Annotated in this window: 21 protein-coding genes; 7 read left to right on the top strand and 14 right to left on the bottom strand. The window is 67.4% G+C overall.

Features of this window, described 5'->3' with window-relative positions; genetic code table 11:
* Window positions 1–75: 75 nt before the first annotated feature.
* The 6 genes from VFP86_16635 to sufC all read right to left on the bottom strand — a co-directional run bounded on the left by VFP86_16635 (window position 76) and on the right by sufC (window position 5,832).
* Window positions 76–501, bottom strand: coding sequence for an SUF system NifU family Fe-S cluster assembly protein (locus VFP86_16635; GenBank protein HET9001267.1), 426 nt, complete (start codon window positions 499–501; stop codon window positions 76–78).
* A complete protein-coding gene (locus VFP86_16630) occupies window positions 488–1,717 on the bottom strand; it encodes a cysteine desulfurase (GenBank protein ID HET9001266.1) in 1,230 nt (409 codons plus the stop codon). The genes VFP86_16635 and VFP86_16630 overlap by 14 nt, the downstream gene beginning before the upstream one ends.
* Before the next feature lie 42 nt (window positions 1,718–1,759).
* Complete coding sequence (locus VFP86_16625) at window positions 1,760–2,104, bottom strand: non-heme iron oxygenase ferredoxin subunit (GenBank protein ID HET9001265.1); 345 nt, start codon at window positions 2,102–2,104, stop codon at window positions 1,760–1,762.
* Window positions 2,101–3,420, bottom strand: coding sequence for a Fe-S cluster assembly protein SufD (gene sufD, locus VFP86_16620; protein ID HET9001264.1), 1,320 nt, complete (start codon window positions 3,418–3,420; stop codon window positions 2,101–2,103). Before sufD ends, VFP86_16625 begins: the two co-directional genes overlap by 4 nt.
* 148 nt (window positions 3,421–3,568) lie before the next feature.
* A complete protein-coding gene (gene sufB, locus VFP86_16615; protein ID HET9001263.1) occupies window positions 3,569–4,978 on the bottom strand; it encodes a Fe-S cluster assembly protein SufB in 1,410 nt (469 codons plus the stop codon).
* Window positions 4,979–4,995: 17 nt separating this feature from the next.
* Window positions 4,996–5,832, bottom strand: a complete 837-nt coding sequence (gene sufC / locus VFP86_16610) for a Fe-S cluster assembly ATPase SufC (protein HET9001262.1) — start codon at window positions 5,830–5,832, stop codon at window positions 4,996–4,998.
* Window positions 5,833–6,058: 226 nt separating this feature from the next.
* On the opposite strand from sufC, the gene VFP86_16605 reads away from it, so the two are divergent.
* Window positions 6,059–6,877: a cyclase family protein gene (locus tag VFP86_16605; GenBank protein HET9001261.1), complete on the top strand. Its 819-nt coding sequence runs from the start codon at window positions 6,059–6,061 to the stop codon at window positions 6,875–6,877.
* Between the two features lie 3 nt (window positions 6,878–6,880).
* Here VFP86_16605 and pyrE read toward each other — a convergent pair whose 3' ends face one another.
* The 7 genes from pyrE to gltB all read right to left on the bottom strand — a co-directional run bounded on the left by pyrE (window position 6,881) and on the right by gltB (window position 15,195).
* Window positions 6,881–7,387 (bottom strand): orotate phosphoribosyltransferase, encoded by a 507-nt coding sequence (gene pyrE, locus VFP86_16600; GenBank protein ID HET9001260.1) that lies wholly within the window; start codon window positions 7,385–7,387, stop codon window positions 6,881–6,883.
* Between the two features lie 40 nt (window positions 7,388–7,427).
* Window positions 7,428–8,060, bottom strand: coding sequence for a TetR/AcrR family transcriptional regulator (locus VFP86_16595; GenBank protein HET9001259.1), 633 nt, complete (start codon window positions 8,058–8,060; stop codon window positions 7,428–7,430).
* Between the two features lie 109 nt (window positions 8,061–8,169).
* Window positions 8,170–8,514, bottom strand: coding sequence for a metallopeptidase family protein (locus tag VFP86_16590; protein HET9001258.1), 345 nt, complete (start codon window positions 8,512–8,514; stop codon window positions 8,170–8,172).
* 22 nt (window positions 8,515–8,536) lie between these two features.
* Window positions 8,537–8,737: a NifU N-terminal domain-containing protein gene (locus VFP86_16585; GenBank protein ID HET9001257.1), complete on the bottom strand. Its 201-nt coding sequence runs from the start codon at window positions 8,735–8,737 to the stop codon at window positions 8,537–8,539.
* Window positions 8,673–9,599 carry a PASTA domain-containing protein gene (locus VFP86_16580; protein ID HET9001256.1) on the bottom strand — a complete coding sequence of 309 codons (927 nt, stop codon included), beginning with the start codon at window positions 9,597–9,599 and terminating at the stop codon, window positions 8,673–8,675. Before VFP86_16580 ends, VFP86_16585 begins: the two co-directional genes overlap by 65 nt.
* 24 nt (window positions 9,600–9,623) lie before the next feature.
* Window positions 9,624–10,526 (bottom strand): nucleotidyltransferase domain-containing protein, encoded by a 903-nt coding sequence (locus VFP86_16575; protein HET9001255.1) that lies wholly within the window; start codon window positions 10,524–10,526, stop codon window positions 9,624–9,626.
* Between the two features lie 181 nt (window positions 10,527–10,707).
* Window positions 10,708–15,195, bottom strand: a complete 4,488-nt coding sequence (gene gltB, locus VFP86_16570; protein HET9001254.1) for a glutamate synthase large subunit — start codon at window positions 15,193–15,195, stop codon at window positions 10,708–10,710.
* 547 nt (window positions 15,196–15,742) lie between these two features.
* Between gltB and VFP86_16565 the strand changes: the two genes are divergently transcribed.
* A complete protein-coding gene (locus VFP86_16565) occupies window positions 15,743–16,849 on the top strand; it encodes a hypothetical protein (GenBank protein HET9001253.1) in 1,107 nt (368 codons plus the stop codon).
* Here VFP86_16565 and nagA read toward each other — a convergent pair.
* Window positions 16,846–18,015 (bottom strand): N-acetylglucosamine-6-phosphate deacetylase, encoded by a 1,170-nt coding sequence (nagA, locus tag VFP86_16560; GenBank protein ID HET9001252.1) that lies wholly within the window; start codon window positions 18,013–18,015, stop codon window positions 16,846–16,848. The two genes, VFP86_16565 and nagA, sit on opposite strands and share 4 nt — an antisense overlap.
* A 119-nt stretch (window positions 18,016–18,134) precedes the next feature.
* Between nagA and VFP86_16555 the strand changes: the two genes are divergently transcribed.
* Genes VFP86_16555 through murQ form a run of 5 tightly spaced genes read left to right on the top strand, consistent with a single transcriptional unit; the run spans window position 18,135 to window position 22,916 of the window.
* A complete protein-coding gene (locus VFP86_16555; protein HET9001251.1) occupies window positions 18,135–18,611 on the top strand; it encodes a GNAT family N-acetyltransferase in 477 nt (158 codons plus the stop codon).
* Entirely contained in the window at window positions 18,611–20,152 is a 1,542-nt protein-coding gene (locus tag VFP86_16550) for an ABC transporter substrate-binding protein (protein ID HET9001250.1), read from the top strand. Before VFP86_16555 ends, VFP86_16550 begins: the two co-directional genes overlap by 1 nt.
* 43 nt (window positions 20,153–20,195) lie before the next feature.
* On the top strand, window positions 20,196–21,149 hold the full coding sequence (locus tag VFP86_16545; protein ID HET9001249.1) for an ABC transporter permease: 954 nt from the start codon (window positions 20,196–20,198) through the stop codon (window positions 21,147–21,149).
* Window positions 21,146–22,006, top strand: coding sequence for an ABC transporter permease (locus tag VFP86_16540; GenBank protein ID HET9001248.1), 861 nt, complete (start codon window positions 21,146–21,148; stop codon window positions 22,004–22,006). The genes VFP86_16545 and VFP86_16540 overlap by 4 nt, the downstream gene beginning before the upstream one ends.
* Before the next feature lie 10 nt (window positions 22,007–22,016).
* Complete coding sequence (gene murQ, locus VFP86_16535; protein HET9001247.1) at window positions 22,017–22,916, top strand: N-acetylmuramic acid 6-phosphate etherase; 900 nt, start codon at window positions 22,017–22,019, stop codon at window positions 22,914–22,916.
* Window positions 22,917–22,922 lie beyond the last annotated feature (6 nt).

Genomic DNA, 22,922 nt, shown 5'->3' with positions numbered 1-22,922 from the left:
CTAACCCGGCCCTAAAATAACACGGCGGCCCGGCGGTCGCAAATCGCCACCGCGCGTTCCACGACCGCGCGGTGGTCAGCGGGAGGCCAGCTCCTGAAGCGCGCCCTCGAGCGTGACCCATCCGAGCGTTGCGCACTTGACCCTGACGGGGAACTTCCGCACGCCCTGCAGGGCCTCGAGGTCGCCCAGGTCCCCATTGGCGGGTTCCCCATGCATCATCGCCTTGAACGCCGCGATCAGGCCGCGGGCTTCCTCGACCGGCCGCCCTTTGATGAGCTCCGTCATCATGGAGGCGGATGCCTGGCTGATCGAGCACCCCTTGCCCTCGAACCGGACGTCGCGCACCACGCCGTCGCGGACGATCAAGAAGATCGTGATCTCATCCCCGCACAGGGGGTTGGCCCCTTCGCCGGTGATGTCCGCCCCCTCCAGCACGCCCTTGTTCCGCGGGTGGCGGTAGTGGTCCAGGATGGTCTCGCGGTACAGGTCATCCAGCGACACGGAACAATTCCCTCGTCTTGAGCAAGGCCTCGGTCAACACGTCGATCTCTTCCTTGACCGTGTACACGTAGAAACTGACGCGCACCGAAGCGGCCATCCCCAGCTTGCGGTGCAGCGGCTTCGTACAGTGGTGGCCGGCCCGTACGCACACCCCGTCCTGATCCAGCACCTGCGCGATGTCGTGCGGATGCATACCGTCCATTGTGAACGAAACCACCCCGCCGCGCTCGTCGAGCCCCGGCCCCAGGATGTGCAATCCGGGAACCTGCCGCAGGCGCTCTAGCGCGTAGCCGGTAATCTCGCGCTCGTGCGCCATGACCGCGTCCATGCCCAGCCGCTCCAGGTAGTCGATCGCCACGCCCAAGGCAATCGTGTCGCCGACGTTTTGCGTCCCGGCCTCAAACTTCCAGGGCACCTCGTTCCACGTCGCGTGGTCGAGCCAAACATCGGTGATCATCTCGCCGCCCCCGAGGAAAGGCTCCATCTCTTCGAGCAGCGACCGCTTCGCCCACAACCCGCCGGTCCCCATCGGACCCAGCATCTTGTGGCCGGTGAAGCCAAAGAAGTCTACGCCGAGGGCCTGCACGTCAACCGGGCGGTGAGGGGCGCTCTGCGCGCCGTCCACGACGACCACCGCGCCGCGCTCGTGGGCGGCGCGGGCGATCTCGGCCACCGGGTTGACGGTGCCGAACGCATTGCTGACGTGCACCAGGGCGACGATCTTCGTGCGCTCGGTGATGAGGCGGTCGAGGTCGTCGAGGATGAGGCGTCCATGATCATCGAACGGGATGTGACGCAGCCGCGCCCCGCGCTCCTGCGCCAGCAACTGCCATGGCACCAGATCGCTGTGGTGCTCCATCTCGGTCGTCAGGATCTCGTCGCCCGGCCCGACATGGTGGCGGCCCCAAGAGTGGGCGATCAGGTTCAGCGCCTCGGTGATGTTGCGTGTGAACACGATCTCGGCCGGCTCCGCCGCGCCCAAGAACCCCGCCACCTTCGCGCGCGCCGCCTCGTACTCCGCGGTCGCGCGCTCGGCGATCGCGTACACGCCCCGGTGGATGTTGGCGTTGTAGTCCTCGTAGTACCGGACGAGGGCGGCGATGACTTGGCGGGGCTTCTGTGACGTGTTTGCGCTGTCCAGGTAGACGAGCGGCTTCCCGTTCACGCGTTGCCGGAGGATCGGGAAGTCCTCGCGGATCGTCGGCGGGATGCCCATTGCCGTGCCTCCTCGTGTGCCTGCCTCGCCCCGCATGGGGTCTTACCTCCGGTGGGGCACGCCCGCAGAGCGCTGCGGATCCGGTGCCACCAGTATCTCATCACCCTCGACGCGAACGGGGTACACCGCCACCGACCGGACGGCCGGGAGCGACAGCACGCGTCCGGTCTTGACGTTGAACCGGGCGCCGTGCTTGGGGCAGACGACCACCTCGCCGGCCAGCGTGCCCTGGCTCAGGGATGCCTCCTCGTGGCTGCAGGTATCGGCGATCGCGAGATACTCGCCGCCGACGTTAACGAGCGCCACGCGGTGGCCGGCCACGTCCACCCGCTTCATCGTGCCGGGCGCGACCTCGGCGGTCTTGGCGACCCGGACGTACTCGATCATACATAGTGCTCCATCTTTCGCTCGACGGTTTCGCTCAGCCGCCGTCGCACCATCTCAAGCGGGATGCGATCGAAGATCTCGGCAAGGAACCCGTCGACCATCATGCGCACGGCGACCGCACGCGGGAGCGCGCGGCTCATCAAGTAGAAGATCTGGTCCTCGTTCAGCCGGCTGGTGCTGGCGCCGTGCGTACACCGAAGATCGTTCGCCATGATCTCAAGCTTGGGCATGCTGTCGGCCCGCGCGCCTTCCGAGAGGATGAGGTTGCGGTTGAGCTGGAACGCATTGGTCTTCTGGGCCCCGTAGTCGGCGCGGATCAACCCGGAGAAGACGGACCGCGCCTTGTCCTTGAGCACCCCTTTGTACAGGAGGTCACTCGTGGTGTTGGGCGCGACGTGCTCCTGCAGCGTGTGAAAATCGAAGTGTTGGGTTCCGTCGCCGAAGGCGATGCCCAGCATCTCGGAGGTGCTGCCCTGCCCGACCAACCGGCTTTCTACGTTGGTCTTCACGAGCCCGGCGCCGAAGGCCACCATCAAGCTGTTCACGGTCGCGTCCCGCTCGAGGACCATCCGCACGATGCCGAACTCCCAGAGGTTCCGCCCCCAGTCCTGGAGGTTGACGTAACGAATCTGCGCGCCGGCCTTGGGGACCAACTCGACCGCGTGATTGACCAGGGCCCGTGCCGCCCCCTGCGCGGACGCGAAGACCTCGACCAGCGTCACCCGGCTGCGCTCCTCGGCGACGACCAAGGTGTGCGGGAGAAACGCGGCGCCGTCCCGGTCCAGCCAGGTCCCCGTGACCAACTGGACATCGACCTCCAGGCCCTTCGGGACGTAGAGAAACGTGCCGCCGCTCCACAACGCGCCATGCAGCGCCCGGAACTTGTTCTCGTCGTCCCGGACTACGGTCCCGAGATACTGACGGACGATCTCCGGATGACTGCGTACGGCGTCGGACAGCGAGGTAAAAATGAGCCCGCGCTGCGCGAGCTCGGCGGCCAGGCGGGAGCTGGCCTGCGCACCGTTGACCACGAGGCGCACTCCCCCCGCGCGGTCGGTATCGCCGAGCAGCGCCAGGAGCGACGCCGGCGCCCGGCCCTCTTGCACGCTGAACGGCAACACACCAAAGGCGTCGAGGTCGAGGGCGCTGATGTCCGTTCGGCGCCACTCCTCGTCGTCGGCGGAGGGCAGCGGAAGGCGCACAAATGCCTCCCAGGCCGCCAGCCGCCGCTCGCGGAGCCAGGCAGGCTCCCCGGACGCAGCGCTCAGTTCCTCGACAAGCGCCCGGCTCAGGGTCATGGTGGCTAGCGAGGGCATCTCACTCACCGCACTCCTCCATCCGTGCCAACACCGGCGGGCCGCCGCGCTCCCACGCACTCAGAGAGGGCAGAGCCGACGCCCTGCCCTCCCCGTGCCTCACACGTATGCCCCCAGGGACGCGCGGCCGGTTGTGACGGCGCGGCAGTTAGCCGACCGACCCCTCCATCTCGAGCTGGATCAGCCGGTTCAGCTCCACGCTGTATTCCATCGGCAGCTCCCGGGAGATCGGCTCGATGAAGCCGCGCACGATCATGCTCATCGCCTCGTCCTGGTTGATCCCGCGGCTCATGAGGTAGAAGAGCTGCTCGTCCGAGACTTTCGATACGGTCGCCTCGTGCGTGACCTGCACGTCGTCCTCGTCGATCTCCATCGTCGGATAGGTGTCCGAGCGGGACTTCTCATCGAGGATCAACGCGTCGCAGCGGACCGCGCACTTGCTGCCCTTGGCGCCGGGGTAGATCTTGACCAGGCCTCGGTAGCCGGCCCGCCCGCCGGACTTGCTGATCGACTTGCTGACCACCGATGATTGGGTGTGCGGCGCGGCGTGGATCACCTTGCCCCCCGGATCCTGGTGCTGTCCCTCCCCCGCGAACGCGATCGAGAGGATCTCCGCCTTGGCCCCCGGCTCGAGCATGTAGACGCTCGGGTACTTCATCGTCAGCTTGCTCCCCAGGTTTCCGTCCACCCACTCCATCGTCGCGTCGCGGTAGGCGACCGCGCGCTTGGTCACCAGGTTGTAGACGTTCTTCGACCAGTTCTGAATCGTCGTGTAGCGAACCCGGGCGCCCTCCTTCACGATGATCTCCACGACCGCGCTGTGCAGCGAGTCGCTCGTGTAGGTCGGGGCGGTGCACCCCTCTACGTAATGGACGTACGAGCCCGGCTCCGCGATGATCAGGGTCCGCTCGAACTGGCCCATGTTCTGCGCGTTGATCCGGAAGTACGCCTGCAGCGGGATGTCGACGTGCACGCCCGCCGGGACGTAGACGAACGACCCTCCGCTCCACACCGAGCTGTTCAGGGCCGCGAACTTGTTGTCCTCGGGCGGGATGACCGTCCCGAAGTATTCCTTGACGATGCCGGGGTGCTCCCGCAGGGCGGAGTCCATATCCAGGAAGACCACGCCCAGCTTCGTCCACTCCTCGCGCAGGCTGTGGTAGACGACCTCGCTCTCGTATTGGGCGCCCACGCCGGCCAGGTACTTCTTCTCCGCCTCGGGGATCCCCAGCCGGTCGAAGGTGTTCTTGATGTCCGCCGGGACATCGTCCCAGGTTTTCCCTTGGTTCTCCATCGGCCTGACGTAGTAGTAGATGTCGTTGAAGTCGATCTCACCGACGTTGCCGCCCCAGGTCGGGAGCGGTTTCTTCTCCCACACCCCGAGCGAGTGGAGACGGAACGCCCGCATCCAATCGGGCTCGCTCTTCATGTGGGCGATCATCTCCACGATCTCGCGGTCCAGCCCCTTGCGAGACTTGAACGCGTACGTGTCTTCGGGATCGTGGAACCCGTACTTGTACTGGTCGAGCTCGATGCCGAGCGGGTTCGTCACTGCCATGATGCGTACCCTCCTCGCTAGTGTCGCACCCAGAACACTTTGCCGGCGGTGCGGACCTCGCCCTCGTGGGCAACCTCCGCCGCCACCTGCTCGTACTGCGCCCGGATCCCATCGTAACCGATCTGGTCCAATTCCTCGGCCAGCACGGCGTCGCCCGAGGTCACGATCCGGCCGTCGAACATCACGTGAACCGTGGTCGGCTTGATGTATTTGAGGATCCGCGGGTAGTGGGTGATGACGAGGACCCCCATCTTCCGCCCTGAGCTCTCGTACATCCTGTTGACCCCGGCCGCGACGATCTTGACGGCGTCTACGTCCAGTCCCGAGTCGGTCTCGTCCATGATCGCGATCTCGGGCTCGAGCACCGCCATCTGCAAGATCTCCGCGCGCTTCTTCTCGCCCCCGCTGAACCCTTCGTTCACGTACCGGCCGAGGACGGTCGGCTCGACCTGGAGCTCCTCGACCTTGGCCTTGACGAGCTTCTGGAATTCGGCGAGGCTCATCAGGCTGTCCTTGTCGTAGCCGCGCCGCGCGCTCACGGCCGTCCTGAGAAAGCTCGCCATCGTCACCCCGGGAATGCTCACCGGATACTGGAACGCGATGAACAGCCCCTTGCGCGCCCGCTCGTCCGGGGCCATCGAGAGCAGGTCCTCACCCTTGTACAGCACCTCGCCCTTGGTGACCTGGTAGAACGGGTTGCCCATCAACACGTTGGCAAGCGTGCTCTTGCCCGATCCGTTCGGGCCCATCAGCGCGTGGATCTCCCCGGACCGCACCGTCAGGTTCGTGCCCTTGAGAATGACCTTGTCCTCGACCTGCGCGACCAGGTCCTTGATGACCAATTCCCCGCTCATTCGCTCCTCCATCCCCCGACCCGCCCCCCAACTCGGGCGTCCGGGGGGTACTGCGACAATCCTCAATTCTGGAGTGTTTTACTCATCTATTATTGTATGATCGGCTCCCCCCTATGTCAACACAGCGCTTGCGTAAGTTTGCGTCACAGTGCTCAGGAGGAGGCGCGGGCGGAACGGGCCGAATACGCCCGGCGACGCAACTTGTGCGATGGGGGGAGCCGCGACGATGCCGTCCGTAGTCGATCTGGTGCAAACCGTGGTCCAACGGCGAGTGTACGATCTTGAACAACCTCGAACGGCGGCGATGCCGATCCATCCGGCCCACCGCCCCGGGTACTCCTACCAGCTGCACCGGCGCCACGGCGACACGTACGCGCCAAGCCGCTTCGGGCCCCGCAGCAGCGCGTCCGGCATCGTCGTCATGATGGAGCACACGGGAACCCACATCGACGCCCTCTCGCATCAAGCCTGCGATCTTCGCCTGTACGGGGACGTCGGGATCACCCCAGACGTTGAAACGTCCAAGGGGTTTACCGTCCACGGAATCGAGACGATGGATCCGATCGTCGCGCGCGGGGTGCTCCTGGATGTCTCGGCGGCACGCCGACAGGATCCGCTTCCCGAGCACTACCGGATCACCGCCGCAGATCTCGAGGCCGCCGCCCGGCTGGGCGAAGTGACCGTCCGGCCGGGCGACGCGCTCCTCGTCCGCACCGGGTTTGCCAAGCTGTGGGGCGACGAAGCCCGCTATCTCTCGGCTGCGGGAGTGAGCCGTGAAGGGTCGGAGTGGGCCGCGTCCAAGCACGTACGCTGCGTCGGGTGCGACAACATGACCTGGGATGAAGTCGAAGAACGCGACCCCGAGTCCGGCGCCACGCTGTTCGCCCACCTGCACCTGATCGCCCGATGCGGGATCGCCATCATCGAGAACCTGAACCTCGAAGCGCTGAGCCGGGACCGGTGTTACGAGTTCCTCTTCGTGTGCAGCCCGCTCAAGCTCGTCGGGGCCACCGGGTCACCGGTCCGTCCAATCGCGCTGGCCTGACGCTCACGCCGGCGGGGGCGCCCACTCGCGCAGATCGAAGAGGGCCTCGAACCGATACCCCGCCCCTTCGACGCCTTCCCGGCCACCCTCATTGCGGTCCACGACCGCGAGGATGAGAATCACCTGCCCCCCGGCGGCTGCGATCGCGCGGGCCGCGCGCACGGCCTGCCCCCCGGTCGTGACGACGTCCTCGAGCACGACCACTCGGTCGCCCGGGGAGAGGCTCCCTTCGATCGTCCGCCCGGTGCCGTGATCCTTGGCCTCGGGCCGCACGATGACGAAGGGGAGTCCCGTTTCGAGTGCGACCGCGGTGGCCAGCGGGACGCCCCCCAGCGCAGGCCCCGCAAGCCGGGTCGTCTCGGGAGGAAGGGACCGGGCGAGCAACCGCGCCACGTCGCGAAGGACGTCCGGGCGGGTCTCAAACAGGTACTTGTCGATATAGTACTCGCTGGTGCGGCCGGAGCTGAGGACGAACGTTCCCCGAAGGAAAGCCGCCTCACTGAGCCGCATCCACGTCCGCCTGCGGAGGTCGGCTGCCATGTGCCGGTCGTTAACGCGACGCGGCGGGAGAGACGGAGAACCCTACGCTCCTCAGAAGCAGGCGGGTGAGTGGGGCCAGCACTTCCTCGAGGGGATCGGGCTTTCCGGTGTTCAGCCACCGAAGCACGACCTCGCTGATGGCCCCGATCCAGACATACGCCGCGGTTTCGGTATCCTGCGGCGCGATCTTGCCGTCCTCAACCGCCCTGTCGAGGTAGCCTCGCAGCACCTCGACCAGCATGGCCTTCAGCGCGATCCGCTTCCCCTGAAACTCAGGGCCAACAGAGAACCAGTCGATCAGCACGATCTTCGCGAGGTCGCGGTGACGCTCGAAGCTCCGTACCAGCGTGACGATCGCGCCCTCGATCTGGGCGACCAACCCTCGGCCCCGCTGCACGGCGGTTTGGATCTCGTAGGCCAGGATCGAGGCGTAGTCTTCGACGAGGCATAGAAAGATCTGGTCTTTGCTTTCAAAGTAGAAGTATACCGCGCCCTTGGATGTGCCCGAGGCCTTGACGATGTCGTCGACGGCGGCGTTGTGGAAGCCCTTTGCCGCGAACACCTGTGCGGCGGATTCGAGGATCCTCTTGCGTGTCTCTTCGCGTTGCAACCCTTTGGGCAGCCGATCGACGGCGGTGGCCATCAACAACTCCCGCTCTATAGACTGACCAGTCGGTCTGATGGGGATTGTACTGCGCCCGTTTTTGGATGTCAACTTTCCGGAACATTCACGCTAGAAGGCCGTCTGTTCGCTAATATTCCATCTGCTCGTCGGTGAGGCCGAAGTGGTGGCCGATCTCGTGGATGACCGTCTTGCGCACTTCCTCGACGATCTCCGCATCCGTCCGGCACACCGCCTCGATGTTCTCTTGATAGATCACGACGACTTCCGGAAGCTCGAAGGGGGCCATGGGGGACTGCTCGAGCTCGCTCGCACCCTGGTACAACCCTAGAATGTCTCCCCCAAGTTCCCGGGCCACCTCGCGGGACGGCCGGGCCTCGACCATCACGGCGATGTTCTTCAGGCGCTCAGCGAACTGCGGGGGGAGATCGTCCAGCGCCCGAGCGACCAGCCGTTCGAACTGCGCTCGACGCATGGCGAGACGGGGGGCGCCGATCCTACCCGGAGAGATACTGCCGGATCAGGGCCTCGGCCTGCGGTACGACGGCGTCCCACTCGACGCCCTCGTGCCGGGTGATCGTGATGAAGTCGTTCAACAGGAACACCTGACGCACGCCCGCGATCGCCAGCAGGTCACGGGCCAGCGGGGACGACGCGGTGCTCGGGTCCGTGAAGGTCTGGCTCCGCCCCTCGGTCATCCGCCGGTTGGTGACAAACTTCAGGGCGTTTACGTTGGGAGTCGGCTGCACAGTCAGTTGAAGCGGATCCGACACGCGTGCCTCCCTCCTGTCCCTTCTGCGGGGTGATGGTCCGATGCTCATCGGGAGCCGGGACCAAAGTGCCCGGTGCGAGATCGATCCAAAGCGGCACCGCGAGGGGCGCGGCGGTGGAGACGACCGCCCGACTCTCCTGCGCGACCGTCGCTCCCGCGAGCGACACTCCATGTGGTGTCGCCGTAAGCACCGCCGTCGTCGCATCCTGGTGCGGCCCGTCACTGACCAGCACATCTACCGGACTGTTCGCGTCGATCCGGTGGCCCGGCGGGGTGAACTGTTCGAGGACGGTCCCGGGGGCCGCGCCGTCTTCGATGTCCCGGACTCGGCCCAGCCGGAGTCCGACGGCCTCCAGCCGCTGCGCGGCTGCGGAGACGAGATCGCCGCGGAGGCGCGGAACGACACCGGAGCCCTGGCTGACCTTCAATTGAATGATCGACCCGATCGGAAGGAGACGTCCTGGAGCGGGATTCTGGATCAGCACGACGCCGATGCGCGCGTTGCTGTCCTGAATGGACCCGGTGACGATGATGCCAAAGTGGAGCGGCACCATCATGCGCGCCGCCTCCGCCACCGTTTTCCCCACCAGGTTCGGCACCGCCGGGTGGGTGCGCAGATAAGCATCGCGCTCGGCCGATGCCATCACAGCCACCGCGACCGCTCCGACGGTGGCGATGGCCGCGACCCCCACCGCCCACCACCGGGGTCGCCAGCGTGGACGCGCCGGCGCGGAAGCCTTCCGGCCGGGCGTGGGAAGCGTAGCGACCGTTGGTTCATCTTGTCGCATGCGCAGCCTCGCTCCTGACGTTGCCTAATGCAGCCGCTGGTTCGTCGACAGTCCCGGCAGCTCGGTCGTCCAGGAAGCCCGCCGCGCGAAGGTGATGATGGGAGGAAGGTAGCTGCGAATCTGCGAGATGACCCGTTCGGGCATCATGATGCCGCTGCCGGTCAGCAGGGTCCAGCGCGTCTCGACCATGGCCGCAAGGTGGAGCGCCAGCTCCATCGGGATGATTCCCGTGTCGGCGAGGGGCAGGAACACCTCCCACCGCCGGCTGGGACGCAGTGTACCAAAGGTCGTCAACATCGCTTTCGCGATTCCTGTGGCGGCCCCGCTGGCGTTCCCAAACACGCCGATGATCTGCGTGACCCGCTCGGCGTCCGCCGCGACCGACTCAATGTCCCGAGTGAACATCTCGATGATGGGTACCGAGGTCAGGACTCGCCCGAGCCGCCACCCGATCCGGACCGGATCGAGCGGGCGAACAGGCTGTGCGACCGTCGGGACCGGGTCTCCCGTCGCCGGCAGGCCGAACGTCCGCGCCTGCATGATCGACTCGTGCGCTTCCTCCAACAGTTTCGGACGCTCCTGCTCCATCCGATCGCTGATGCGGCGGGCGAAGGATTCGCGTTCGGAGGGTTCGTTGTCTGCGACGAGGCGCCCCCAGGTCATCACCTCGTGCACGACCGGGAGAATGTGCGCGTTGAGCGAGAACGGCATCAAGATTCCGGGAGATTCCCCCAGCGGATTGTTCCCCGCCAGCCCCTCGAGATACTCCGTCGCGGCCTCGCCGCCGACCGCGCTCCGGAAGAGCAGCCCGATCTCGATGTCGGAGTCGGGCCACGTACGATCCGTCGCCGGCTGGCCGTACAGGTACGCCGCGGCGATCTCCTCTTCACCGCTGAAAAAGGTGGTTAGGTGTTCGATCGCCGTCATGCCCGATCCCCCAGGCCTCGATTCTATCATACCCCCTCGGGGGCCGGGCTTCGCCGTGGGAGGTAGGCATACCCCCATCCGGGTGACCATTTTTGCAGGGTCCCCCTTCGGAGGGTCCTCCTTCAGAGGATCCTCCTGAGGACCCTCCGTGCGGAGGGCAGGCGACCTGGTCGCCGCCTCGCTAGCGGCGCTCGCTGCGGTCCTTCGGTGCGTCCGTGGAGGCGCTCGCCGGTGCGGCGCGCGGCACGACCTTCCGGAACAATGGAATCCACCGATCCCAGTCCTCGAGGATCTCGCGTGCCCTGGTGCTTCCCGTCGTCTCCACGTGCGCGGTCACGAGATCGCGCAGACGCGCGGCGTCGGCGGGATCGTCGACCGGGTGAAGCGTCACGAGGGTCGGGTTGAACCGGCGTTCGAATCCCTCCGATTCGTCGAGGACGTAGGCGGTGCCTCCGGTCATGCCGGCTCCAAAGTTGCGGCCGGTCTCTCCGAGCACCACCACGGTCCCGCCCGTCATGTACTCGCACCCGTGATCGCCGACGCCTTCGACCACGGCCACGGCGCCGCTGTTCCGAACCGCGAACCGCTCCCCCGCCCTCCCCGCGGCGAAGAACCGGCCGCCCGTTGCGCCGTAGAGCACCGTATTGCCCGCGATGACGTGTCGGTACGAGGTCCACACCAGCGGTTCCGGCGGCGTGATCACGATCTCCCCGCCCGTCATCCCCTTCCCCGCGTAATCGTTGGTCTCTCCGACGAGGTGGAGCCGCATCCCGCCGACGCACCAGGCGCCAAAGGACTGACCGGCGCTGCCCGCAAAGCGGAGCGTGATCGTTCCATCAGGAAGCCCGGCGTTTCCGCACTTCCTGGCGATCGCGCCTGCGATGCGGGCCCCCACGGTCCTGTCGACGTTCCGGATCGGAAAGGCGCGGTCCACCGGCCGGCCTGCGACGAGGTCTTCGCCAATCTCCACGAGGATGCGGTCGTCGTAGGGCTCCCCCGGACGGTCATTGCGCTCGAACACATGGCGCCGGGCGCGCGTGCCGGAAGGATCGGGGTCGGCCAGGATGGCATCGAGCACGAGCCGCTTGGCCCGGGGGACCGGAAGATCCGCACGCACGCGAAGGAGGTCGGCGCGACCGACGACTTCAGCGAGCGCTCTGAAGCCGAGCGACGCCAGAAGACGGCGGACGTCATCTGCGATCGCGAGGAAGAAATACACGACGCGCTCTGGGGTCCCGGGAAACTTCGCCCGAAGGTCGTGCCGCTGGGTCGCGATCCCCACGGGACAGCTGTTGAGGTGGCACTGGCGGGCCATCACACACCCCAGGGCCACGACCGCGGCGGTCCCGAACCCGAACTCCTCGGCGCCCAGCATCGCCCCGATGACGACGTCTCGCGCGGTCTTCATGCCGCCGTCGACGCGCACCCGCACGCGGCCCCGGAGGTTGTTGGACACCAGGGTCTGCTGGGTCTCGGCCAGGCCCAATTCCCACGGCACGCCGGCGTTCTTGATCGAGTCCAACGGCGAGGCGCCGGTGCCGCCGTCACAGCCCGCGATATGCACCGTATCGGCGTAGGCCTTGGCGACCCCCGCCGCGACGGTCCCGACGCCGGCCTCGCTGACGAGCTTGACGGACACCCGCGCCCTGGGGTTCCCCTGCTTGAGATCGTAGATCAACTGCGCGAGATCTTCGATGCTGTAGATATCGTGGTGAGGCGGGGGTGAGATGAGCGCGATCCCGGGTTGCGCCCGCCGGATCTGCGCGATCTCTTCGGTCACCTTCGTGCCCGGGATCTGGCCGCCTTCGCCGGGCTTGCTGCCCTGCGCCATCTTGATCTCGAGCTCCTGGGCGGCCACCAAGTATTCGGTGGTCACGCCGAAGCGACCGGAGGCCACCTGCTTGACCGCGCAGTTCGCCCAATCTCCGTTGGGGGCCGGCTTGAAGCGCCGGGGATCCTCCCCCCCTTCGCCGCTGCTGCTCTTGGCGCCGAGACGGTTCATCGCGATCGCCAGGGTCTCGTGGGCCTCCTTGCTCAGGGAGCCGTGCGACATCGACGACACGACGAATCGCGTGACGATCGCCTCAGCCGGCTCCACTTCCTCAACCGCGATCGGGCTCCCCGTCCCGAACTCCAACAGGTCACGGATCGCGGTCGGCGGCCGGTGCGTCACCTCCCACGCGTACGCCAGATAGTCGTCGCGACTCCCACTGAGGGCCAAGCGATGGAGACTCCGCACCACGTTGGGATGGAACGCGTGATACTCCCCGTCCTTCCGAAACCGGAACAACCCGGGATCTCCCAACGATCCGGGCGGGGGATCGCCGAACGCCTTCCGGTGGCGCTCCAGCAGGTCATCCGCGATCTCACCGAGGCCGATCCCGCCAAGACGCGAGGGCGTCCCTGTCAGCGCGAATTCAACGAGCGCGTGGTCCACCCCGACCGCCTCGAAGATCTGGGCGCCGTGATAGCTGCTGATGGTCGAGATGCCCATCTTCGACATGACTTTCAGGAGCCCGGACTCGATCGTCTTGCGGTACGTGACGAGCGCGTCGGTCGGCTCGGCCCCCGCCCGCGCGGCTTCCTCTGCGATCACCTCGTACACGAGATACGGATTGACGGCGCCGGCCCCGTAGCCGATCAAGGTGGCGAGATGGTGAACATCCCGCGCCTCCCCTGTTTCCGCGACGAGACTGACCCGCATCCGAAGCCCCCGCCGGATGAGCTCCTGATGCACCGCGCCCACGGCCAGCACCATGGGGATGGGGGCGCGGCCCGCGTCCACCCCGCGATCGGAGAGGATCAAGAGGGCGGCGCCTTCCTCGACATGATAGGCTGCGTCATCGCACAATCGGACGAGTGCCCGCTCAAGCCCTTCGCCCCCCTGCGCCACCGGGAACACGGTGGGGAGGGTGCGGGCCTCGAACCCCGGGACATCCCGCAGGTGGCTGATCTGGGCGTTCGTCAGCAGCGGACTCTGGAGCTCGATGAGGCGGGCATGCTCCAGGCTCTCCTCGAGAAAGCACGGGCGCGGCCCCAGCAGGGTCCTGAGCGACATGACGAGGCGCTCGCGCAGCGCGTCGATCGGTGGGTTGGTGACCTGCGCGAACCGCTGCTTAATGTAGTTGTAGAAGAGGCGTGGCTTGGAGGAGAGCACCGCGAGCGGCGTGTCGTCCCCCATCGACCACACCGGGTCCGACCCATCCTTCCACATCGGCTGCAGGATCCGCCGGACCTCCTCTTGAGTGTAGCCAAACGCGACGAGGTCGCGCAGCAGACCGTCTCCGGGGCGCTTTGCGGAGTCACCGGGATCGGTGCCCTCTCCTCGGATCTCGCCGACACCGCTCGTCTCCAACCGGACCCGGCCCGCGGATACCCACGCCGCGTAGGGCCGCCGCCAGGCGCGCTCGCGCTTGATCGCCTCGTTCGTGAGGATCCTGCCGGAGGCCGTATCGACCGCGATCATCCGTCCGGGGCCGAGCCGCCCTTTCTCGACGATCCGCGCCGGATCGAGATCGATCACGCCCACCTCGCTGGCGACGATGACGAGGCCGTCGTCCGTGATCGTGTAGCGGGACGGGCGGAGGCCGTTGCGGTCGAGCGTGGCGGCGGCGAACCGGCCGTCGCTGAAGGCCAGGGCTGCCGGACCGTCCCACGGCTCAGACAGGCCCGCGTGAAACTCGTAGAACGCCCGCACGTCGTCCGGCATGTCGGCGATATTCTCCCATGCCTCGGGCACGAGCATCATCATGCCATGGAGCAGGTCGCGGCCGGAGTGGACCACGAGCTCCAGGACATTGTCCAGCATCGCGCTGTCGCTGCCTCCCCGCTGGATGACGGGCAGCAGATCCCGCATCCGCTCACGCCAGCAGGGCGCACGGAGGTCGACCTCCCGGGCCCGGGTCCAGTTGACGTTCCCCCACAGGGTGTTGATTTCCCCATTGTGGGCCAGGAACCGGAACGGCTGGGCCAGGGACCAGCTCGGAAAGGTGTTCGTGCTGTACCGCTGATGGAACACGGCCAGCGCGGTCTCGAACTGCGGATCCTCAAGATCCGGATAGAAACGCGGGAGTTGGGTCGCGATGAACATTCCCTTGTACACGATCGTCTGGTGCGAAAACGAGGGGATGTAGGCATCGGCGATCCCCTCCTCCGCCCAGCGCCGCTCGATCAGCTTGCGGGCGAGGTAGAGCGATCGCTCGAACTCCGCGCTGCCCAGCCGGTCCGGCCGGCCGATCAGCACCTGCTCGATCTCCGGGCGGGAGCGGCCCGCATCTTGACCGAGCGCGGAGAGGGCCACCGGGACCTTCCGCCAGCCGAAGAGGACCAGCCCTTCTCTGATGATCGCGGCCTCGACCACGGCCCGCGCGCGAACCTGCATCCCAGAGTCTGTCGGGAGAAAGATCATGCCCACACCGAGATCGGTGTGCCGCGTCACCCGGGCGCCCAACCGGTGGAGCTCGGGAGCCAGGACTTGATGGGGAATCTGCGTGAGCACCCCGGCACCGTCGCCGGTCTTACCATCGGCCGAGACGGCCCCACGATGGGTCAGGTTTGCAACCGCTTCGAGAGCCCGCTCGAGCACCGTGTGGCTGCGCCCGGTCGTCGTGGCAACAAAGCCCACCCCGCAGCTGTCGTGCTCGAACCGCGGATCATAGAGCCCGTTCATGCGCGAAGTCGACCCTCCTCATCCTCGTGGTCGCGGGGGTCCCGCATCGCATGGCGGCTGCGTGTAGGAAAGCCTGAGGGAGATCCTCGAGTGCGAGAACCGATCCCTCAGGCTTTTGTCCCGTGGGTGTGGTGGTCCAGTCGGTCCGGCTTGCCTATTGTGGAGGCCGCAGAACCCGCCTGTTTTGTGACGGTCGGCGTGATAGATTTCTCAACAATTACCAAATATACGAAGGATTGTCAAGAACAACAGCCAATCGTACGGGTTTTCAGAACGTGTCGAATCGGACATCGCCCCTCGACTCGAGAAATGGATGTGCTCAGAAACGGACGGCCCAGCCATCGCAGGCTCGGCCCACGCGACGGCGTTTTCATGGGCCGCTCACGCAGTCTATGGCGGCGACGCCCCGGGTATTTTCCTACTACGGCAGTGACCTGGGAGCTGGAAGAGGAGGATCGGACACCCCCTGCGACGCGCAGCCGTCTTGGCTCGGCGGTTTCTGCGAACCCGATCCCGGGCCCTCAAACGTGTGGCCGGGGCAGCCCTCATGGCTCTCGACCGGGCGCTCCGGGCGTTCGTCCGGGGGGCCCGAGCCCGCCTGAATCTCCTCGCGTCGGTCGAAGAGGCGGCCGCTCACGTGAGCGCCCTGGGCGCGCAGTTGGCCGTGGCGCAGGATCAAATTGCGGCGCATCAGGAACGCGAGCGCCTCCTTGCACGGGCGCTCCAGGCCGCCGAGAGTGAGGCGGCGGCGCTCACCCGCGCCACCAGGGCGAGCGCCGAGGAAACGATCGAGCGTACCCGGGCTGCCACCAACGAGATCATCGGGACGGCACAGGTGGCCGCAACCGAGACGCTCGCCGAGGCCCGCGCGGCTGCGGACGAGACCATCCGCGCGGCGCGCGCGATGGCCGCTCGTATCCTCGAGCACACCCGGGCTCACGCGCAACAAGATGTTGACAGGATCGGAGGCGATGCGGCCGACAAGATCGCGCCACTCGTCTCTGCTGCGGACCGCCTCACGTCAGATGCCCGCAAGATGGTTGAGGACATGGAAGGCCGCATCCAGGCGGCCGCGGGGGAGCTCTCCGCAAAGATCGCCGAGTTCGAGGCGGAGCGGGACGGATATGCAGAGGGGCTTGCGGCCCTCATCACGCGTCACGCAGAGATGCTCGAACGAGTGAGCCACCTCCAGGCCGATGTCGAGGATCGTCTGGTCCCCGCGCTCAGCCGGCTGGCCGAGGGACTTCGGAGCCTTGATACGTCGTGGCTCCGGTCACGAGACAAGACCGCGTCCGGGCGGGAACGGAGAGTCAGCGCGCCCCACGGGCCTGCCCGGCCTGCGACCGCGCCCCCGGTCGATGACGGAGCCCGGCGGGCCTCGCGGTCATCCGGGGAGATCTCGGTGTCTGGCGTCGGTTCGTTCCGGGAAGCGACGAAGCTCGTCCGGGCGCTGTCGGGGCTCGCCGGAGTCGAAACGGTCCGGTTGCGGACGTACGCCAATGGGGTGGCGACCGTCGACGTGACGGCCGCGGGATCGCTTGCGACCCTCGATGTCAAACACCTGGATGGACTTTCGCTGGAGCCCGTCGAAGCGGCGCCGACGCGGCTCGTCCTCCGGCTCACCCGCCGATCCAACCTCGCGCTCCCGGGCTAAGCCGCATCACGGGGGGCTTCCCGCCGGAACGCGACCTCCCCGCGCACCAACGTCAGGACGAGGCTTCCCTCCCTGTCCAAGACGATCAGATCGGCGTCGGCGCCGGATGCAATCCGTCCCTTATGCGCGAGGCCGAGCAGGCGCGCGGGCACGAGGCTCGCGGCCTGCACCGCATCGCGGAAGCTCACCGACGCCGCCCTGCTGAAGTTGTGGACGCCGCGGATCAGCGCCAACACGCTGCCGGCGAACGTCCCGTCTGCCAGCCGCGGGACGCCGTCTCGAACCTCCACGGCCTGACTTCCCAGGGAGAACGTTCCCCGTCCCATCCCCGCCGCGGAGATGGCGTCCGTCACGAGGGCCACGCGGCTCAATCCCGCGACACGCGCGACGACGTGCAGCACCGCCGGGTGCAGGTGTACGAGATCGGCGATCACCCCCACGGTGAGCCCGGGAGCGAGGAGTGCGCCTCCGGCCGCTCCGGGCTCACGGTGGTGGAACCCCCGCATCGCGTTGAAGACGTGCGTGACCATGCGGGCACCCCACGCGGCCGCGGTCATCATCTCGTCGTATCCCGCGTCGGTGTGCCCGAGGGACACCGTGACCCGCTCCGCCACGAGCCAGCGGACGACCGCTTCTGCGCCCTCGAGTTCGGGAGCCAGCGTAACCATCCGCAGTGCCCCATTCGCCCGGCGGTGGGTCTCGGTGATCTCGGCCACCGAGGGATGCCGGAGATCCTGCGCGCGGTGCGCGCCACGGCGCAGGGGATTCAGGTAGGGGCCTTCCACATGCACGCCGAGGATTGCGGGAAACGGACCCCGCCGCTCGGCCGCCGCGGCCGCGACGTCGATCGCCCCGCGCATCTCTTCGAGTGGCGCGCTCACAATCGTAGGGAGATACGCGGTCACTCCCGTCGCCGCGAGGTACCGCCCCAGGGTCTCGTAGGCCTGCGGGGCGCACCGCAGACAATCGACTCCCGCGCCCCCATTCACCTGGAGATCGATGAACCCGGGAGCCAGGGTCCCGTCGGGGAACACGAAGGTTGGTCCCGGCGCGCTGGACGGAGCCGGGCCGGACCCGATCTGCGCGATGCGGCCGGCGTCGATCACGACGTATCCCGGGCTGAAATCGCGGTCGGCGGCGAGTACGGTGCCGGCGGAAACGATCACGGAGGCGTGCTTTTCGGCCCGCAGGCACCACTTCCTGCGTTGTGAGGCGACCCGCCGCGGCGCTCGGGGGAGGCCCGCTGGCACGGCCCGGAGAATACTGGGATGTGACGATCCGCCCGATGCGAGACGCCGACGTGGTCGCCTGCGCCTCGATCATGCTGGCCGTCCCGCTGTGGACGCGATACGGGATCACCAGCATCGACGCGGCGCGCGCGGCGTTCGCGGACGTGGTCGCGGGCACGACGCTGGGGCTCGTGGCGGAGGAGGACGGGCGGATCGTGGGGTTCGTCGTCTACACGGTCAGGGGGACGTTCGTCCACAGCGGATACGTGCGGTCGGTCGCCGTGGCGCCGGGTGCGCAACACCGGGGCGTGGGGGCTCGGTTGATGGACGCCGCAGAAGCGGCGATCCTCGGCCACGGGCCGAACGTCTTTCTGCTCGTGTCCACCTGGAATACCGGCGCGCGCCGGTTCTACGAACGCCGGGGGTACCGGCGCATCGGCGAGGTCGAAGACTATCTGCGACGTGGGATCACCGAAGTCGTGTACCGCAAGACCCTCGGCCCGATCCAGGATGAATCACAGGGAGGTGTTTGATGCACGCGATCCGTAGTCTCGCGCTCGTGATGACCCTGCTGGTGGTCGCGGGCCTTGCGGCCGCATCCGCGGTACCCGGCACGCAGGCGGCCCCCACCAAAGTCACCCTCACGGTGGGTGTCGATCAGGAGGTCGTGGGTCTCGACCCCAACAAAGTCACCGCGTTCTCTTCGTTCCGGCGGATCGACCTCTTGTACAACAAGCTGGTCACCTATGACGCCGATCTGCATGTCGTCGGCGACCTCGCGGAGTCCTGGGACACGCCGGATGCTCGGACGTACGTCTTCCATCTTCGCAAAGGCGTGCGCTTCCACGACGGCCAGGAGATGACGTCCGAGGACGTGGCCTTCACGATCGAACGCATCCTCGATCCGAAGACCGCGTCGCCCGGCCGGTCGTACATCGACGCTGTGGATGCGGTGACGGCGGCGGACCGGTACACGGTGCGCGTGCACCTCAAGTACCCCCTCGCCTCCATCCTCTCGGGACTGGCCTCCGGCAACGCGGCAGTCGTCGAGAAAGCGGCCGTCCTCCGGTCTTCGACGGGCGACCTCCAGAAGACCGAGGCCGGAACCGGCCCGTTCACGTTGGCGGAGTGGGTGCCCGACAACTTTATGCGCTTGGCCCGCAACCCCGCGTACTTCAAGCGCGGGCTCCCCAAGGTGGACGAGGTCGTGTATCGCATCATCCCCGAACAGGCCTCGCTCCTCGCGGGCGTCCGGACGCGGAGCCTCGATATGGCGTCGATTTCGGACGGCAGCGTCTCGAAGCAGGCGCAGGCCGATAAAGCCCTGGTCGTGCTGCAGGCGCCCAGCCTCAATCTTCGGATCTTCTCATTCAACACGACCCGAGCGCCGTTCACCGACGCGCGCGTCAGGGATGCGATCGCCTTCGCCATCGATCGCGACGCCATCGTCAAGGCGGCGGAGTTCGGGCTGGGGGAGATCAGTGGACCCGTGCCGGCCCCTGCCAAGACCTGGGCGCTGCCGGTCGCGGCGTTCCCCGAGTACCATCCCAACCCGGCGAGAGCGCGGCAGCTCCTTCAGGACGCGGGCGCCGCCGGCGCCGCGTTCAAGATCGTCGCCTCCCCCACCTACGAGGGGGGACTGGCCGTGGCCGAGGTGATCCAGAATCAGCTGCGCGCCGTCGGGCTCGCCCCCGCGATCGAGAACATCGAATGGGGCACGTACATCAACCGATGGGTCAAGCGAGACTTTGACACGATGGTGGAACTCCGCGGCGGCGATCCCGATCCCGACCGGTTCCTGTACCGGACGTTCTACAGCACGGGGGCCGTGAACAACTTCCTCTTCAAGGACTCTGCGATCGACCGGCTGCTCGACCGCGGCCGCGTGCACGTCGTGGCGACGGAGCGGAAACCGATCTACGACGAACTGCAGAAGGCGCTCGTCCAAAAAGCGCCCGCCGTCTTCCTATATACTCCCTACAACACCGAGGTGCTGCAGTCGTACGTCAAGGGGTTCCGCCTGATCCCGACCGGAGCACTCAACTACATCGAACAGACCGCGATCGAGCGATGATCCACCGCCGGACCGGGGCATCGCCCCCGGTCCGGCCGGCCGCGTGACCGGATTTATCGCGACCAGGCTGCTCACCATGCTCCCCGTCCTGTGGGGCGTCTCGATCGTGGTATTTCTGCTGATTCACCTGATCCCAGGAGACGCCCTGCAGATGTTTCTGGGGACCCAGGTGGCCCTGACGTCCGCGCAGATGGAAGAGTTGCGGCGGCTGTTTGGCCTCAACAAGCCGTTGCCGCTCCAGTACATCGACTGGATCGGCCAGCTGGTGCGGGGAGATTTGGGGGTCTCGCTCCGCACCAGCCGTCCGGTGCTCCCCGACATCCTCGCCCGGCTCCCGGTGAGCGCCGAGCTCACCGTCCTCGCCCTCCTCGTCTCCCTGGCGATCGCGCTCCCCGTGGGCGTGCTCTCCGCGCTCCGGCGGGGAACGGCCTCCGACGCGGCGATCCGGGTGGGCGGCCTCATCGGCCTCAGCATCCCCAACTTTTGGCTCGCCACGATGCTGCTGCTCTTCCTGCCCGGACGCATCCTCCCGATCGCGTCGATCGGGATCTACGTCCGGTTTTTCACGAATCCCATCGCCAATCTGACGGTGATGGTGCTGCCGGCGTTCTCCCTCGGCGTCGTGCTGGCCGCGGTGATCATGCGGTTCGTGCGTTCCTCACTCCTCGAGGTCCTCGGACAGGACTACGTTCGCACGGCGCGCGCCAAAGGGCTCCGGGAGCGGTGGGTCATCAACCGGCACGCGCTGCGCAACGCGTTGATTCCGGTGATCACGGTGATCGGTTTCCAGGCCGGCTATCTGCTCGGCGGGACGGTCGTCATCGAAGACGTCTTTGCGCTCCCGGGCATGGGCCGTCTGGCGCTCAACGCCATCGCTCAGCGGGATTACCCGGTCGTGCAGGGCGTGGTCCTCGTCATCGCCCTCTTGTTTGTCCTGAGCAACATCGTCGTCGATGTCCTGTACGCCTACGTCGACCCAAGGGTGCGGTACGGGTGAACCGACCGGTGGCGGCGGTGCGGCCGCGGCGGACCTTCGCGTCCCGGTTCGTCCGCACCCCGGTGGCGGTGGCCGGCGCGGTGATCGTCGGCGCCTACCTCTTCGCGGCCGTCACGGCGCCGGCACTGGCCCCGCACGACCCTCTTTCCATGGCCTCGCAATCGCTGCTGGCGCCCCCGGGCGGACCCTACCCGTTCGGAACTGATCAGTTTGGCCGGGACCTGCTGAGCCGGCTACTGTATGGGACGCGGGTGTCGCTCGTCGTCTCGATCGCCTCGGTGGTCTTGGCACTCGCGGCGGGAGGAAGCGTGGGAGTCGTGAGCGGCCACTACGGCGGCCGCATCGACGGCACCCTGATGCGGGTGATGGACGTCATTTTCGCGTTCCCGGCCGTGCTACTCGCGATCGCCATCATGGCGGCCGCTGGGACCGCGGTCTGGACCGTCATCGTCGCGATCGGCGTCGTTTACACCCCGCAGTTCGCCCGGATCAGCCGGGCCAGCGTGCTGGCCACGCGCACGTTAGAGTACGTGGAGGCGGCCGGGGCGCTCGGCGCGAGGACGCGCCGCGTTCTCCTCCGCCACATCCTGCCGAACATCTCGGCCCCCCTGATCGTGCAGACCTCGCTCAGCCTCTCGCTCGCGATTCTCACCGAATCGGCGCTGAGCTTCCTCGGGTTGGGAACGCAACCGCCCACCCCCTCGTGGGGAAACATGCTGGCGGACTCCCGCCGGTTCATGGCCACCGCCCCGTGGACCGCCGTCTTTCCCGGAGCGACGATCGCCATGATCGTGCTGGGGTTCAACCTCCTCGGGGACGGATTGCGCGACCTGCTCGACCCGCGCCTGCGAATATAAAGGAGGAACCATGCCCGAACGCGAGCCCCCGACGGAAGCGATCAATACGCACACCCGGGACCTCGACCTCCGGCCGCTGCTCGAGCAGGCCCGGCTGATCAACGAGGAGGACCGTCGGGTCCCGACCGCCGTGGGCACCGTGATTCCGCAGATCGCCGATGCCGTCGCCCGGATTTCGGACGCGCTCCGCCGCGGGGGACGTCTCGTGTACATCGGCGCTGGGACGAGCGGCCGGCTCGCGGTCCTCGATGCCGCGGAGTGCCCGCCGACCTTTGGGACCGATCCCCGTCAGGTCCAAGCCGTGCTCGCGGGGGCCCCGCGATCGCTGACCGAGGCGGTTGAGGGCGCCGAGGACGATGAGCGCGCCGGCGAGCGGGAGGTCGACTCGCGCGGCATCGGCCCCGACGATGTGGTCGTGGGAATCGCGGCGAGCGGAGCGACACCCTTCGTGCTGGCCGCGGTGCGGCGCGCTCGAGCGCGGCGCGCGTTCACGATCGCGGTGACGTGCGTCGCCGGCTCCCCGCTCGTCTCGGCGTGCGATCTGGCCATCGTCCCCGTGGTGGGCCCTGAGGTGATCGCCGGGAGCACCCGGCTCAAAGCGGGCACCGCGCAAAAACTCGTGCTGAACATGCTCAGCACCTTGACCATGGTGCAGTTGGGGAAAGTGTACGGGAACCTGATGGTGGATCTTCGCGCCACGAACGAGAAACTGCGCCGCAGGGCCGTGCGCATCGTGGCGACCGCCGCGGGGGTGCCGGAGCGGGAGGCGGCCGAAGCGCTCGGCCGCGCCGGGGGCCGCGTGCCGGTGGCCATCGTGATGATTGCCGCGCGCACGACCGCGGAGGACGCGGCGGGACGGCTGGCCCGCGCCGGAGGAAACGTCCGGCGGGCGCTGAGCGCGTCCTCGTGATGCCGC

The organism is bacterium (genome assembly GCA_035703895.1).
In the GTDB taxonomy this organism is placed as follows: Bacteria; Sysuimicrobiota; Sysuimicrobiia; order Sysuimicrobiales; family Segetimicrobiaceae; genus Segetimicrobium.
The sequence above is the reverse complement of the archived record's forward strand: the minus strand, read 5'-3'. Positions and strand labels throughout refer to the sequence as shown.